The following is a 15,405-nucleotide window of genomic DNA, read 5'->3' on the forward strand; positions in this document are numbered from 1 at the left end:
AACAAAAAACGAACAGTGTTAGCTGTCCGTTTCGTTATTTATAATCGTTTTATCTAAAACCTCCTCCGTTGGTATTCCTATTGTTGTTCTGCTGGGCAGGAGCCTGCTGATTTCCTGATCCTGAATTATTCCTGAATCCTCCGTTATTCGAATTGTTGGAATTATTGGAATTGTTTCTAAACCCTCCGTTGTTTTGAGGCTGCTGTGTATTCTGCTGCTGATTTCTGAAACCATTATTGGACCTTTGATTATTATTTTGTCTGTTGCTGTTTCTAAAACCGCCGTTATTGGAAGTGCCATCGTTTACATTTCCTCTGAAACCGTTATTTGGTCTTGCAGAAGTTGCTTCACCACTTGATCTTCTCTCCAGGTATACTTTTCTTCTAGAGTTATTGTAGTTCTGGTAATAATACGGCATACCGTTATCATAATAATAATTCATATTATTTCGATAGTAGTATCCATCATTTCCCCAATATCCGCCACCGCCGTAATACCCTTGTGGTGCATAATAATATCCGTTATCATAATATGGATCTCCATAAGCATTGGCATAAGGATCCGCGTACGCTGTACATGATACTAAACCTGCTATCGTTACAACGCTAAATGCTATTTTTAATAAATTTTTCATGACTTTCTAACTTTTTCTTAAACTTTTTTTCCAGGTAATATAGCCCTGGATTGCCATTATAGTAAATACCAAATATTGAACCGAAGTGATACCGAGACCTTTATAAATCATCATAGGTATACAGATAAAATCTCCGATGATCCAGAAAACCCAGTTTTCAATGCGTCTTTTTGCCATAAACCACATTCCTACTAAAAATACGGACGTGGTGATTACATCTAACCAATTGCCCCAATCCAGGTGATACAGCCCTAAACTGATGTTTTCCATTGAAAAACTGTTGTCGATATACGGCTTATAATAATATACTACAGTTACTAAGATTAAACTTAAGGCAAAAAGTAAAATCCCATACAGCCATTCTTTTTTTGTAGCCCATGAAACTTCAACGTGAACATGGTCATCCGAATTTTTTGCCCATAAAACCCATCCGTAAATACTCATTACCGTATAATAGACATTAATCATACAGTCGCCCAACAGCCCGAAATTGAAAAGAATATAGACATAAATAAGCGTGGAAATAATTCCTGTAGGATAGACCCAGATATTCTTTTTAATGGAAAAATAAACACTTAAAATTCCGAATACGGTTGCAAAGGCTTCCAGGAAAATCTGAAGGTTTGTGTAGGTTTCGTAGGGTTTTACGAAAAGATTGTATAGGTTCATGAGATCAAAAATAAATAAAAAAAGGTATATTTTAAAATGATTTAAATATTATGAAAATCAGTTTTTTATCTGCCTTTATTTAAAAAAAATAATGAAATTGTATTAATAAACGTTAAGGTTTCTAAAATTTTTATATTTTCGTAAATCTTTAATAAATAATAAAATATGTCTAAAATTTGGACCAAGAAACCGATGAGTGCTTTCGAAAATGATATGAAAAGCAGTCAGCTCAAAAGAGTACTCGGTAAATGGAGTCTTACAGCTATCGGGATCGGTGCTATCATTGGAGGGGGAATTTTCGTACTTACAGGTACCGGAGCTTACTACCATGCAGGACCCGCATTAGCCATCTCTTTTATCATTGCAGGAATCGCTTGTATTTTCGCTGCATTATGTTATTCTGAATTTGCTTCCATACTTCCTGTGGAAGGATCTGCGTATGCGTATGCGTACGGAACGGTGGGAGAGATCTTTGCCTGGATCATCGGATGGGGGCTTATCCTCGAGTATGCAATGGGATCTATGACGGTGGCTGTATCATGGTCCGGCTATTTTAATAAACTTTTAAAAATGTTCGGTATTCATCTTCCCGAATATCTTACTTCTGACCCAGCCAGTTATACTGGGGAAGGTTTTTCTATGAATTTACCAGCTTTCCTTATCGTTTTATTTGTGATCGGAATTCTGATCAAAGGAACAAAAGAGGCCGCTAAGACCAATAACCTTATTGTAATCATGAAAGTTTCGGCAGTATTGTTTGTGATTATTGCAGGTGTATTTTTTATTAATACCTCTAATTGGGATCCTTTTATTCCTGCACAGAAAATGGTAATGGAAGGTGATAAAATGAAAGAAGCATACGGAATCCAGGGAATTGTTTCCGGAGCTGCTGCCATATTTTTTGCTTATATCGGTTTTGATGCTGTTTCCACTCAGGCAGGTGAAGCAATTAATCCTAAAAAAGATGTGCCTTTCGCCATCATTGTTTCATTGTTGGTTTGTACAGGTCTTTATATTCTGGTGTCTCTTGTTTTAACAGGGATGATGCATTATTCGGATTTTGATCCTCAGGGAAAATATCCGGACGCTATTAAAGCACCGGTTGCTTATGCTTTTGAAATTGCAGGACAAGGCTGGGCAGGATATATCATTACAATAGCAGCAACAATTGGTTTGATTTCTGTATTAATGGTAATGATCATGGGACAATCAAGAATTTTCCTTGGAATGTCTAAAGACGGGCTTATTCCGAAAATGTTCAGCGATGTTCATCCTGTAAGAAAAACCCCGGCCAAAAGCTTAATGCTTTTAGGGATTGTAATTGCTACGATAGCCGCTTTAACGCCAATCAGCAAACTCGCGGATATGACAAGTTTCGGTACTCTTTTCGCTTTCACAATGGTGTGTGTAGCGGTTTGGATTCTCAGAAAAAAAGAACCGAATCTGCCAAGATCATTTAAAGTGCCGGCACTACCTGTTATTGCAACATTAGGAATCTGTATCAACGTTTATCTAATCTGGAACCTGAGCCATGAAGCAAAATACCTTTCTATGGGCTGGCTTGCACTGGGAGTTTTAATTTACTTCACCTACAGTCTTAGAAACAGTAAACTTCATAAGGTTGGTTACGGCGAAACTTTCAAAGCAGAGCAGGAGCCGCTGGAAAAACCGGATCTTGATCTTTAAAAAAATAATATATTTGAAAAAATCCACAGAACAAACTGTGGATTTTTTATTTTTGTTACCTATGAAAAAAATAATACCATTTTCACTATTATTCTTGGGAGTACTTACATTTTCTCAGCAGATAGAGCATTTTAAAACCATTCTGAATGATAAAGTAAGCATCCGTGCTTTGCAGCTTTATGGCAATAAAATATGGTACAGCGGTACAGATTCCAAATTCGGGTACGTTGACTTAAATAACCCAGAAAATCAGAAACAAATTGTATTGTCAGATCAAAAGCTGCAGTTCCGGACATTGGCTCAGGATAAAAAATATTTTTATGCTATTAATATTGAGAGTCCCGCTTATTTTTTTAAGATTGATAAAAAAAGTTTAAAATATCAGATCATTCATACCGATACGGCAAAAACAGCGTTTTATGATGCTCTTTCTTTTTCAGGAAAAAATGGTATTGCACTAGGTGATCCTTACGGGAAATGCATGAATATCGTAATCACCAGAAACAGTGGTAAAAGCTGGGAAACTCTGCCTTGCGGAAAGTCATTTGAAATAGGAGAAGGAGAAGCTGCTTTTGCCGCAAGCAATACCAATATCTTTATTCATGATGAAGAGTTCTGGTTTGTGACGGGCGGAAAAAAATCAAGACAGTTTTATTCTTATAAAATGGGAGAAAAGCTGTATGGAAAAGAAGTGAATTTTGTAAACGGAAGTTCTTCAACCGGGATTTACTCTTTGGATATCGATCCGTCATCGAGATTCGGAATTGCTGTTGGTGGAGATTATACACAGCAGGAAGCCAATATCAATAACATCGCTACAACGAACAATGGCGGTGAAAGCTGGCAGATTCAGGCTTCGGGAGAAAATGCAGGATATACCACCTGTGTTAAAATCAAACCGGGCTCGAAAGGAAAGGAGATTATTGCTGTAGGAGATCAACACATCAGCTATTCATCAGATTTTGGGAAAACGTGGAAAAAGATTTCCGATGAAAAAGGTTTCTATGTCTGTGAATGGATTGATTCAAATACCGTTGTTTTTGCAGGAAAAAACAGGATTTCATTAGTGAAGCTTACTTTCTGATTATACAAGTATTTAGAGTGATTATAAATTTCAAAAAATAGATGCTAATATATTTCATGGTTAAAAATTCATCAGATATGCGTAATTTTGTAAGATGAAACTTGCTGAAAGTTCATTAAAATTTTAAATCGAAAATGAATTCTTTAATAGATAAATATAATATTCCCGGCCCAAGATACACTTCCTATCCTACTGTTCCGTATTGGGACGAAACCAGTTTCTCTCCGGAATTGTGGAAGCAGAGTGTCATCAGGACTTTTAAGGAATCGAATGCGGAAGAAGGAATTTCTATCTATATCCATTTACCATTCTGTGAAGCATTGTGTACGTTCTGTGCCTGCCACAAGCGTATTACCAAACAGCACAGTGTTGAGATTCCATATCTGGAAAGTGTATTGAAAGAATGGCAGCTGTATCTTAACCTTTTTAATGAAAAGCCTAAGCTGAAAGAACTTCATTTGGGTGGTGGAACACCGACTTTCTTTTCTCCGCAGAACCTGAAAACTTTACTGGAAGGCATTTTTGAAACCGTGGAAATTGCACAAGACCAGGAATTTTCTTTTGAAGGTCACCCGAATAACACTACAAGAGAGCATCTTCAGACTTTATATGATCTTGGTTTCAGAAGAGTGAGCTTCGGTGTACAGGATTACGATCTGAAAGTTCAGAAAGCAATCAACAGAATTCAGCCTTTTGAAAATGTACAAAGAGTAACGGAATGGGCAAGGGAAATCGGGTATAGAGGCATCAGTCACGACCTTGTTTTCGGACTTCCGCATCAGTCCTGGGAGGCGATGGAATACACCATTCGTAAAACAATGGAATTGAAGCCGGATCGTCTTGCTTTTTATTCTTACGCACACGTTCCGTGGGTGAAAGGAGTGGGGCAGAGAGGATTTGATGAAAACGATCTTCCAAGCGGGGAAGAAAAACGCCGTTTATATGAAGACGGTAAAAAATTATTGGAAGAATTAGGCTATATTGAAGTCGGGATGGATCATTTTTCGCTTGAACATGATGATCTGTATCAATCTTTGATTCAGAAAAAACTTCACAGGAATTTTATGGGATATACTTCCAGCAAGACCCAGCTGATGGTTGGGTTGGGAATGTCTGCTATTTCGGATTCTTGGTATGCTTTTGCCCAAAATGTAAAAACGGTGGAAGAATATCAGAAAATAGTGGAAGAAGGACAGATCCCTGTTGTAAAAGGACATATCCTGAACGATGAAGATCTTACCATAAGAAGGCATATTCTGAATTTAATGTGTCAGCTGGAAACAACTTTCGATATCAACAACTCTTTTCCTGAACTTGAAAATGCTTTTGATATGCTGAAAGAAATGGAAAATGATGAATTGGTGGAAATCAATGGGCATCATATCCAGATTACGGAGAAAGGAAGAGCCTTTACAAGAAATGTAGCCATGGTTTTCGATCTCAGAATGATGCGCAACAAACCGGAAACGAGAATTTTCTCGATGACGATCTGATAGTATGTACAGGAAATTTCTTCTGATATTTCTTTATCTGTACGCACTGGTTTTCAGTGTTTCAAAAACCATAAGAATACCGAACCAATGGGCGCAGTCTCACTGGCTGGTAGATTACAGGTTCGGATTTATCAAAAGAGGTTTGGCTGGAGAATTATTAGGCTTTTTATGTGAAAAAAATGCATTTTCAGTCACTGCTCTTTCTGTATTGGTGTTGGCGGTATTGTATTTTTTCATCGCCAGCATCGCAGTAAAAATAACCTGGAATAATACAAGAAGTTGTTACAGGATCCTGTTTTTTGTCATTTTCCTTCTTTCCCAGTATATTGTATTTTCTGCTCATTTGATAGGGTATTTGGATCATGTTGTTTTCCTGATGACGATTTTTACAGTTTACCTTATTACCCGAAACAAATTGTTTCCGGCATCAATCATTGCAGTTTTCAGTATTTTTATTCATGAAATTTCAATTGTGTTAATGCTTCCTGTCTGCTGTTTTGCCATTATTGTCAATCAGGTGCCGGAAAGGAAATTTTCTATTAAAAATGTATTTTCTCCAAATGTTATAAAGAAGCTTGCTTTATTTTTAACATTGCCGTTTCTAAGTGCTGTTTTTATTTCAGGCTATCAGGAAGTCAACGGTGGAAATTACTATACACAACTATTTTCCTATTTAAAACAATCATCAATATCTGAAAAAGTTGCCGACTCGGTCTGTTCAGCCTATACTAAAAGTTTTACGTATTATTTTAGTGAACAATATGAATATTTTTTTCAAAGAATTTTTATTTCGAAAGCAACAATATTTTATGGAATTCCCATTGTTTTCTGTTTATGGATGATTTTTAAAGAATTTAAGCTGAATATCCAATTGTTTATTTTGCTTATTGTTATTTCAGCAATTCCGTTAATTCTTCATTCCATTGCATATGATACCTACAGAATCTGGACCTTCCCTTATATGATTTTGTTCTTAGGATTCTGGATTTTAAGCTTAAAATATAAAAGAGACAGTGGGCAAACAAAGCCCGAAAAATTTTCATGGTGGGAATATGTATTTTTTATTACAGCCTTCCTTTTTGTTTCCTTAATTCCTGCTATTTTGTTTGATGGCGAAACGGAAAGATTTTCAGTTGCAGTAAAGTTAATACTGATCCTGCCCATATTGGGAATTTTATATTTTATAAAAAAAGCTCCAGTCAAAACTGACTGAAGCTCTATTAAATTCTGAAAATTATTTTATAATTAATTTTTTACTGTACGATTTCTGATTTTCCGTATTAATATGAAGGAAATAAACGCCTGTAGGTATTCCTGAAATATTTAAGCTATGGTCACTTTCAATTTTTGCACCTTCCAATACTTTTCTTCCTTCAGTATTGGTAATGTCAACGGTTGCATTTTTTTCCTCAATTCCCTCAATGAAAACCTTTTCAGAGGCAGGGTTGGGATAGATTTTTATCTGTGCCGAAAGTTCATTTTCCTTGATATTCAAAGTTAAAGTCGTTACCCTGAATATCTTTCCGTTGTTTACTGCTGCTACGAAAAGTTCGTTCTGATTATTAATTCCGAATGTTGAAAAATTATTTCCTGAAAATGCCGCCGACCACGTGATGGAATCATCATTATTCAGAATTCCGATCTGCGTAGAACAGTAATCGGCAAAAATATATTTTCCCTGGAGAGCCGGATATAATGAGCCTCTGTAAACATATCCTCCCGTTATGGAACATCTTCCGCCGGAATGGTTATAGGCAGCAACGGGAAAAGTCATGGTTGATTGTGCTGCGCAGCCGGATGTATTATAGGCATTATTGCCTTCATAGCATCTCCAGCCGTAATTGATTCCTGCCTGTGTGATGGGCATTCTGTTGATTTCTTCGATATTACCCTGTCCAACATCTGCAATCATAACATTGCCGGAAGCCGTATCAAAATTGAATTTCCATGCGTTTCTCAGCCCGTACGCCCACACTTCATCAGCGCCGTCAGTGCCAACAAAAGGGTTATCCGGTGGAATATTGTACGGACCTGTGGAATTGATGTCCAGCCGCAATAATTTGCCTAAAAGAGAATTTTTATTTTGCCCGTTGTTATTGGGGTCGCCGCCACTTCCTCCATCACCCGTCACAATCCACAGATAGCCGTCCGGTGCAAAATGAATGCTTCCCCCGTTGTGATTGTCAAATGGTTTTGGCTGATTCAGAACAATTTTTTCAGTAGTGGGATCCGCAACATCCGGATTGGAACTTCTGGTGTATCTTGCTACCGTAATATTTCCGCTGGTATCATTGTAATACACAAAAAAATACCCATTGGTAGAGTATTGCGGATGAAAAGCAAGTCCTAAAAGTCCTCTTTCTCCTCCATAGGTAATTTTAGAACTGATGTCTAAGAAGTTGGATGAATTTATGCTTCCGTTCGGCTGTACGATTTTAATGATGCCGTTTTGCTGTACTACGAACATTCTGGTATCGTTGGCGTGAGTGATTTCTACCGGAGCGGTAAAACCTGTTGCAAATTCTTCAAGGTTAATACTTTGCGCATTAAAGATGCTGAAAGAAAACAAACCTGCATAAAAAAGTAAATTTTTCATAATATTTTGATATTTAGTGTATTATATCAGAATGAAAATTTCATACCATAAAAACATTATAAAATTCATTAAAATAGCAGGAAAAAATTATTAAATCTTAAATAAAAATAAGAATACCGATATATCTGAAAATAAATGATTTCTGTTGTTAAAAATTCATAAAATTCAAGAAAATGATTATATTTGCCGACTTAATTTAACGTAGTTATAACAAAATGCAAGGAAAAGGACTTATTACAATTGTTGCTATTGTACTAGGGTTGATTTGCTTAAACGAGCTATTACCAACATGGTACACCAGCAAAATTGAAAAGCAGGCGACTGCTATTGCAGGAGACAATCCGGAGAAGTATCAGAAAGAAATCACAAGACTTTCTAAGGATACACTGAATCTTGGATTCACAAAACTTTATTACACCAAAGCCAGAGACAAGGAAATGAAACTTGGTCTTGACCTTAAAGGAGGGATCAACGTTCTTTTGGAAATCAATCAGAGAGATCTGGTGAATGATTTAACCAATTATTCCACAAATCCTGTTCTTATTGAGGCTTTGAACAAAACAGATGAAGTTCAGAAGAATTCTACAAGATCGTACATCGACAATTTCTTTGAGCAGTTCGATGCAGTTAACAAAGCAAAAGGTACCAACCTTAAACTGGCAGATCCGGAACTTTTCGGAAATACCACGCTTACTGAGGTAAAGTACAATACGCCTGACGAGCAGGTAAAAGCGATTGTTAAGAAAAAGATTGATGCATCTGTAGGAACGGCTTTCGAGGTGATCAGAACCAGAATTGATAAACTGGGAGCGATCCAGCCAAACGTTCAGAGGGTTCCGGGTACTGCCAGAATTTCTGTTGAAATGCCGGGAATGAAGGACATTGATAAAGTGAAAAAGATGCTTCAGACTTCTGCAAAACTTCAGTTCTGGGAAGTACAGCAATCTCCTGAAGTATATCCTTATTTCCAGACATTAACTACAATGATCGCTGCAAAAGGCGATTCTATGGGCGTTGCCAAAAATGTAAACCTTCTGAACATTTTGCAGAAAGGTAAATCCATGAGCCAAAGTGCAGTAGGAAGTGTAAAATTGTCTGATACGGCTGTTGTAAATAAAATTTTAAACAGCAAAGTTGCACAATCTTTACGTCCTGCAAACATTAAATATACTCAATTCATGTGGGGATACAAGCCTGAGGCTTCAGATGCTGAAAGCTTGGTATTGTATGCTATCAGAGGAAATATCAACCAGAAAGCTCCTGTAGACGGTGCTGTTGAAACCGCAAATATCGGCTACGATGAATTGAGCAGAGTGGTGGTAGATATGCAGATGGATTCGAAAGGAGCAAAAGAATGGAAAACACTAACGGAGAAAAACGTTGGGAAACCAGTTGCCGTAACGCTTGATAACAGAGTATACACAGCACCGAACGTTGTAAATGCAATTCCTAACGGTAGAACACAAATTTCCGGTAACTTCTCTCAGGAAGAAGCCAAAGAGCTGGTAGATGTTTTGGGAGCGGGTAAATTGCCTGCTGGTGCAAAAGTAGTTCAGGCTACGGTTGTAGGTCCTTCTTTAGGTCAGGAATCTATTGATGCAGGTTTGATGTCATTCATGATCGCATTTGCTATCATTATTGTTTATATCATCTTCTATTACGGTGGAGCGGGTGTTTATGCAGTAATTGCAATGATCATCAACCTTTTCTATATTTTTGGTATTATGGATTCGGGAGATTTCACGCTTACGCTTCCTGGTATCGCGGGTATCGTTTTAACGATGGCGGTTGCGGTTGATACAAACGTTATCATTTATGAAAGAACAAAAGAAGAATTATTTGCAGGGAAAAGTATCCTTGAAGCTTATAAAGACGGATTTAAACATGCATTGAATGCGATTATTGATGGTCATACCACAACTTTCTTAACGGCAGTGGTATTGTTCTTCTTCGGAACAGGACCTATCAAAGGTTTTGCCTTAACTCTGATGATTGGGGTTGCAATGACACTATTCACGTCTGTATTGCTTTCAAGAGTAATGATCTTCTCAAGATTAAATAAAGGAAAAGGACTTTCTGTATGGACGCCGGCAACTAAGAATCTTTTTAGAAATACCTGGATTGATTTCATCGGGAAAAGAAAATATGCTTACATTTTCTCAGCTGTTTTAACGGTGGTTTGTATCATTTCAATCGCTACGCATGGTTTCAAATATGGGATTGATTTTACGGGTGGTAGAAATTATGTAATAAGATTCGACAAAGACGTAAAAGCAGAAGATGTTGAAAACAAACTGGTAGCATTATTTAAAACGGAAGACGGCAAAAACTCTTCAGTAGAAGCCAAAACTTTCGGAAATAACAATCAATTAAAGATCTCTACTGATTACCTTATCGAAGACGAATCTTTGAAAGCTGACCAGGTTATTGAGCAGAAATTATACGAAGGATTAAAATCAGAATTACCTGCAGGAACAACGTTAAAAGATTTTAAATCTGCAGATAAAGAACATGCAGGAATTATTTCTTCCGAAAAAGTAGGACCTTCTGTTGCGGACGATATCAAAATTCACGGGTTATATGCGGTGCTGGGAGCATTAGGAATTATCTTTATTTATATCTTATTGCGATTCAGAAAATGGCAGTTCTCCCTTGGTGCGGTAGCAGCATTGTTCCACGATGCAGTTATTATTTTGGGAGCATATTCTTTGCTTCACAAATATATGCCGTTCAATATGGAGATCAACCAGGATTTTATTGCAGCCATCCTTACGGTATTAGGATATTCCATTAATGATACGGTAATTATCTTTGACAGGATCAGGGAATATTTAAGAGAGAAGAAATCATTAACATTGGCAGGGTTATTTGATGATTCAATTTCCAGTACGCTGGGTAGAACGTTCAATACTTCATTTACTACAATCCTTGTAATCTTGGCCATCTTTATTTTTGGTGGAGATAATCTGAGAGGATTTATGTTTGCGATGTTAATCGGTATCGGTTTCGGTACTTATTCATCCATCTTCGTGGCATCGGCAATTGCCTATGACTTCCTGAAAACAGGTAAAGAAGAGGAAGTTCACGGTAAATCTACTACCAACAAAGAAGTACTTGCTTCAAAATAAAAGTAAACTACAATAAATAAGAAAGCCTTTCCAATGTGAAAGGCTTTTTTTGTTGCTGTGTCAATTGTTGATTGCTTACTGTTTGTATTTCATATTAATTCTTTAAATTCACACTCCGGAATCTCAAATCCTCAAACTCTTCAATTTAATTAGGAGCTTTTTCCTGCTTTCGCTACTCGCTTTTTTCTATTGGAGCGGCGGCGGAGCCGCCGCACCAATAGAAAAAGAGCTCAGACATGCCGCTCAATCAGGGCTAAGGTCAAAGCCAATATTTCAATATTTTATAAACATTAACAATAGCTGTCTTCCAAAAAATAGTAACGATTATATACAGACATCAAAAAAATTAAATTCACCATTAATAATTTATCATTTCATTACCCATTCGTAACCTGCAATTTAGAATCATTATTTTTCCCGATTTGATTATTTTTGCATCATTATGGAAAACTCAAGGAAAAAAGCGGCAATGAGCTTCATATTTATTACGTTGTTAATTGATATTACGGGATGGGGTATCATTATTCCGGTGGTTCCTAAACTTATTGAGGAACTGATTCACAGTGATATCAGTGAAGCTGCAAAATACGGCGGCTGGCTGGGATTTGCCTATGCATTTACACAGTTTATTTTTTCGCCGGTAGTGGGAAATCTTAGTGATAAATTCGGGAGAAGGCCAATCATCCTCATTTCTCTTTTCGGATTTGCCATAGATTATGTTCTGCTGGCTTTGGCTCCTACCATCATATGGCTGTTTATCGGAAGAGTTATTGCGGGAATTACAGGGGCAAGTGTTACAACGGCAAGTGCCTATATTGCAGATATTTCAACAGATGAAGACCGCGCCAAGAATTTTGGACTTATTGGAGCTGCTTTCGGACTTGGATTCATCATCGGGCCTGTGTTGGGCGGACTTTTAGGACATTACGGAGCCAGGGTCCCCTTTTATGCTGCAGCTGGATTGTGTCTTTTAAATTTTCTTTACGGCTATTTTATTCTGCCCGAAAGTCTTGATAAAGATAAAAGAAGAGAATTCAACTGGAAGCGCGCTAACCCGGTCGGATCCTTTAAATTTTTAGGAAAACATCCTGAAATTTCAGGTTTAATTGTTTCTTTAATTCTGATTTATATTGCCGGACACGCTGTGCAAAGCAACTGGAGCTTTTTTACCATGTATAAATTCAACTGGAATGAAAGAATGGTGGGAATCTCCTTAGGAGTAGTTGGCTTATTGGTAGGATTAGTTCAGGGCGGGCTGATAAGATGGACAACCCCAAAGTTGGGCGAACAGAAAAGCATCTATTACGGATTGACACTTTACGCAATCGGAATGCTGTTGTTTGCATTTGCTACAAAGGGATGGATGATGTTCGTTTTTTTAATTCCTTATTGCTTAGGAGGAATTTGCGGGCCTGCACTTCAGTCGGTGATTACAAAAAATGTACCTTCCAACGAGCAGGGAGAGCTTCAGGGAGCGCTCACCAGTCTTATGAGTGCAACTGCGATTATCGGTCCGCCAATGATGACCAATTTATTTTATTTCTTCACGCATGATGAAGCCCCGTTTAAATTTTCGGGAGCACCTTTCTTCTTAGCTTTTATTTTAATGGCCGTAAGCGTAATCATTACTTATTACAATTTTCAGAAGAAGGGTATAAAAAAAGAAGAACTTGAGTTAAATAAAAAAACGGACCTAATGTAAGGTTCGTTTTTTATATAATATTGTTCAATTCTTTGATTTTGATTGCGTTATTTTTATATATTTGAACAAAATAGCATGAATATGAAAAAAATAAAAATTTTATCAGGGATTATATCTGCGATCACGCTTATTAATTGCAGCAGCAATGATGACTCTTCACAAAATAATAGCAATAACAATACCTCTGAAGTTCCTGCGGTTTACAAAAAAATATATGGAGCAGCAAGTATAACTTCAGATGGTACGTATGTTTATATTAAAACAACAGGAACACCAGATCATAAAAGTGTTTATTATCCTACGGGAAATAGTCTTTACGAAAATTTTTCCGGGACAACTTATGGCGGATACACATTTTCTAAAAATCCTAATTCGATTTCAACAAAAAATTATACATTCAAAATTCCTCTGAATCCGGCAGTGAATTCAGCTCATCCAGCCACACCTCTGGGACCCATTGGTGTCTCACTTAACGGAGTGCCTTTTTTCAATCAATATGCAGGGCCAAATCAGCCCTTATCAGGAGAGATTGTTTCTTTCGATCAGTGGTGGGGACATCCTGCACAGGGAGGAGATTATCATTACCATGTCGAACCCAAATACCTTACTACTGTTAAAGCGTCAAAATCTGCACTGTTGGGTTTTTTACTGGATGGTTTTCCGGTGTATGGTCCTGAAGAAAACGGCGTAGCGGTTGCCAATACTTCACTGGATGCTTACCATGGTCATACATCTGCAACTGCAGATTATCCCAACGGGATTTATCATTATCATATTACCAGTTCAGACCCTTATATTAACGGAAATGGCTTCTATGGAACTCCGGGAACTGTCAGTAATTAGTATTTTATTTTTTACTTTACTTTCTTGTGGTTCATCAGATAAAGAACGCATGAAATATTATAATCTGGACGATATTCATTTGGAAAATAAGAATGGAATCATACTGCTGAATAATCAGCCTTTTTCAGGTATTGTATATTCAATGTTCTCCAATACAAAAGATACTGCAGAAATTGTTGCTTTTTATCAAGGAAAAGAACATGGAGAATGGAAAAAATTTTATCCGAACGGTAGGTTGGCAGGAAGGCGTTTTTTTGAGAACGGAACCAAAGTAAAAACATTAAAAGAATGGTGGGAAAATGGAAATATAAAAATTTCAGGTTCTTTCTCTGAGGGAGAAAATAACGGTGAATATCGGGAGTGGAACAGGAACGGACAATTGGTAAGGGATATGCATTATAAATTAGGATACGAAGAAGGAAGTCAGAAACAATTTTATGACAATGGTAAGATAAGATCCAATTATTTCGTAAAGCAGGGTAAACGCTATGGCTTATTAGGAACAAAAAATTGTGTAAATGTTACAGAACGTATTTTTAAGAAGTAGCCTGATCGTTTTTTTGCTGCTTTTTTCATGCCGGCAAAAAAAACAAGATGTACCTTATTACAACACGCCGGATTTTGAGCCCCAATTTTTATCTAAAGAGGAAGCTTCCGATAAAATTAATCATACCATTCAACATTTTTCTTTTGTTGATCAGGACAATAGGGTAATTACGGATAAAATAACGGATCATAAAATACATATTGCCAGCTTTATTTTTACATCATGCGGAAGTATTTGTCCCAACATGATCAGAAATCTGAAACTGGTAGACCGTAAATATAAAAATGATCCCGATGTAATCTTACTTTCTTTTTCAGTAACACCCTGGATTGATACCTCAGAAAAATTGAAAGATTTTAAAACAAAGCATAAAATTACAAATGCAAACTGGCACTTTCTTACCGGAAATAAAAATGAAATATACAGTCTTGCCCGGAAATCTTATTTTGCTGAAGAAGCTTTAGGATTTACGCGCGACAGTGCAGAATTTCTTCATACAGAACATATTATTCTTGTAGATGGGCAGAGAAAAATCAGAGGAATTTATAATGGTACCCTACAATCTGATATGCAGCAGCTTATAACGGATATAGATTTGATTAAAAAGAATACGTTTTAAAACTTAATATTTTATTAAAACTTAATAATAAGTATTGAGATTCACTTATCTTTTGTAATTTTGTAACATGGAACTAAGCATTGGAGAAATGGCACTGATTGCCGTGGCAATCGTAGTATTATTCGGACCGGATAAGCTTCCTCAAATCGCCCGTGATCTGGGTGCAGGGGTAAGAAAGATGCGTGGTGCAGTGGAAGATATCAAAACCGAGATCATGAAAGAAACGGATAATCCTGTTTCTGAGATCAAGCGTGAGATTGAAAAAGTAAAAGACGCCGCAAAAGATTTTAATCCGATGAAAGATGTTCAAAGCGATATTCTTGCTGATTCCCAGTCTTCAAATGAACCTCCAAAACCAAAACCTTCAGAGGATGAAACCTATGAAGGACCTGTAAGCAGATAAC

Annotated in this window: 13 protein-coding genes; 10 read left to right on the top strand and 3 right to left on the bottom strand. The window is 37.0% G+C overall.

Going from position 1 to position 15,405, the window contains the following annotated elements; translation table 11 throughout:
* Nucleotides 1–49 precede the first annotated feature (49 nt).
* Both M0D58_RS00255 and pnuC read right to left on the bottom strand, forming a co-directional pair.
* A complete protein-coding gene (locus M0D58_RS00255) occupies nucleotides 50–634 on the bottom strand; it encodes a hypothetical protein (protein WP_248392525.1) in 585 nt (194 codons plus the stop codon).
* 6 nt (nucleotides 635–640) lie between these two features.
* Complete coding sequence (gene pnuC / locus M0D58_RS00260; RefSeq protein ID WP_248392527.1) at nucleotides 641–1,303, bottom strand: nicotinamide riboside transporter PnuC; 663 nt, start codon at nucleotides 1,301–1,303, stop codon at nucleotides 641–643.
* A 165-nt stretch (nucleotides 1,304–1,468) separates the two neighbouring features.
* On the opposite strand from pnuC, the gene M0D58_RS00265 reads away from it, so the two are divergent.
* From M0D58_RS00265 to M0D58_RS00280, 4 genes are all read left to right on the top strand, one after another.
* A complete protein-coding gene (locus M0D58_RS00265) occupies nucleotides 1,469–2,989 on the top strand; it encodes an APC family permease (protein ID WP_248392529.1) in 1,521 nt (506 codons plus the stop codon).
* Nucleotides 2,990–3,050: 61 nt separating this feature from the next.
* Nucleotides 3,051–4,073 (top strand): beta propeller repeat protein, encoded by a 1,023-nt coding sequence (locus tag M0D58_RS00270; protein WP_248392531.1) that lies wholly within the window; start codon nucleotides 3,051–3,053, stop codon nucleotides 4,071–4,073.
* A gap of 134 nt (nucleotides 4,074–4,207) precedes the next feature.
* Nucleotides 4,208–5,566: an oxygen-independent coproporphyrinogen III oxidase gene (hemN, locus tag M0D58_RS00275; protein ID WP_248392532.1), complete on the top strand. Its 1,359-nt coding sequence runs from the start codon at nucleotides 4,208–4,210 to the stop codon at nucleotides 5,564–5,566.
* 4 nt (nucleotides 5,567–5,570) lie between these two features.
* Nucleotides 5,571–6,779 (top strand): hypothetical protein, encoded by a 1,209-nt coding sequence (locus M0D58_RS00280; RefSeq protein WP_248392536.1) that lies wholly within the window; start codon nucleotides 5,571–5,573, stop codon nucleotides 6,777–6,779.
* 21 nt (nucleotides 6,780–6,800) lie between these two features.
* Here the strand turns inward: M0D58_RS00280 and M0D58_RS00285 are convergent, their stop codons facing one another.
* Nucleotides 6,801–8,162: a PQQ-dependent sugar dehydrogenase gene (locus M0D58_RS00285; protein ID WP_248392538.1), complete on the bottom strand. Its 1,362-nt coding sequence runs from the start codon at nucleotides 8,160–8,162 to the stop codon at nucleotides 6,801–6,803.
* Between the two features lie 215 nt (nucleotides 8,163–8,377).
* On the opposite strand from M0D58_RS00285, the gene secD reads away from it, so the two are divergent.
* The 6 genes from secD to M0D58_RS00315 all read left to right on the top strand — a co-directional run bounded on the left by secD (nucleotide 8,378) and on the right by M0D58_RS00315 (nucleotide 15,404).
* Nucleotides 8,378–11,290, top strand: coding sequence for a protein translocase subunit SecD (gene secD, locus M0D58_RS00290; RefSeq protein WP_248392540.1), 2,913 nt, complete (start codon nucleotides 8,378–8,380; stop codon nucleotides 11,288–11,290).
* Nucleotides 11,291–11,732: 442 nt separating this feature from the next.
* Nucleotides 11,733–12,992, top strand: coding sequence for a TCR/Tet family MFS transporter (locus M0D58_RS00295; RefSeq protein ID WP_248392542.1), 1,260 nt, complete (start codon nucleotides 11,733–11,735; stop codon nucleotides 12,990–12,992).
* Between the two features lie 81 nt (nucleotides 12,993–13,073).
* A complete protein-coding gene (locus tag M0D58_RS00300) occupies nucleotides 13,074–13,835 on the top strand; it encodes a YHYH protein (RefSeq protein ID WP_248392544.1) in 762 nt (253 codons plus the stop codon).
* 49 nt (nucleotides 13,836–13,884) lie between these two features.
* Nucleotides 13,885–14,382 carry a toxin-antitoxin system YwqK family antitoxin gene (locus M0D58_RS00305; protein ID WP_248392546.1) on the top strand — a complete coding sequence of 166 codons (498 nt, stop codon included), beginning with the start codon at nucleotides 13,885–13,887 and terminating at the stop codon, nucleotides 14,380–14,382.
* A complete protein-coding gene (locus tag M0D58_RS00310; RefSeq protein WP_248392548.1) occupies nucleotides 14,354–15,001 on the top strand; it encodes an SCO family protein in 648 nt (215 codons plus the stop codon). The genes M0D58_RS00305 and M0D58_RS00310 overlap by 29 nt, the downstream gene beginning before the upstream one ends.
* Before the next feature lie 67 nt (nucleotides 15,002–15,068).
* A complete protein-coding gene (locus M0D58_RS00315) occupies nucleotides 15,069–15,404 on the top strand; it encodes a Sec-independent protein translocase subunit TatA/TatB (protein WP_248392550.1) in 336 nt (111 codons plus the stop codon).
* The last annotated feature ends 1 nt before the right edge of the window (nucleotide 15,405 follow it).

Source organism: Chryseobacterium nepalense (genome assembly GCF_023195755.1).
GTDB classification, from domain to species: Bacteria; Bacteroidota; Bacteroidia; order Flavobacteriales; family Weeksellaceae; genus Chryseobacterium; species Chryseobacterium nepalense.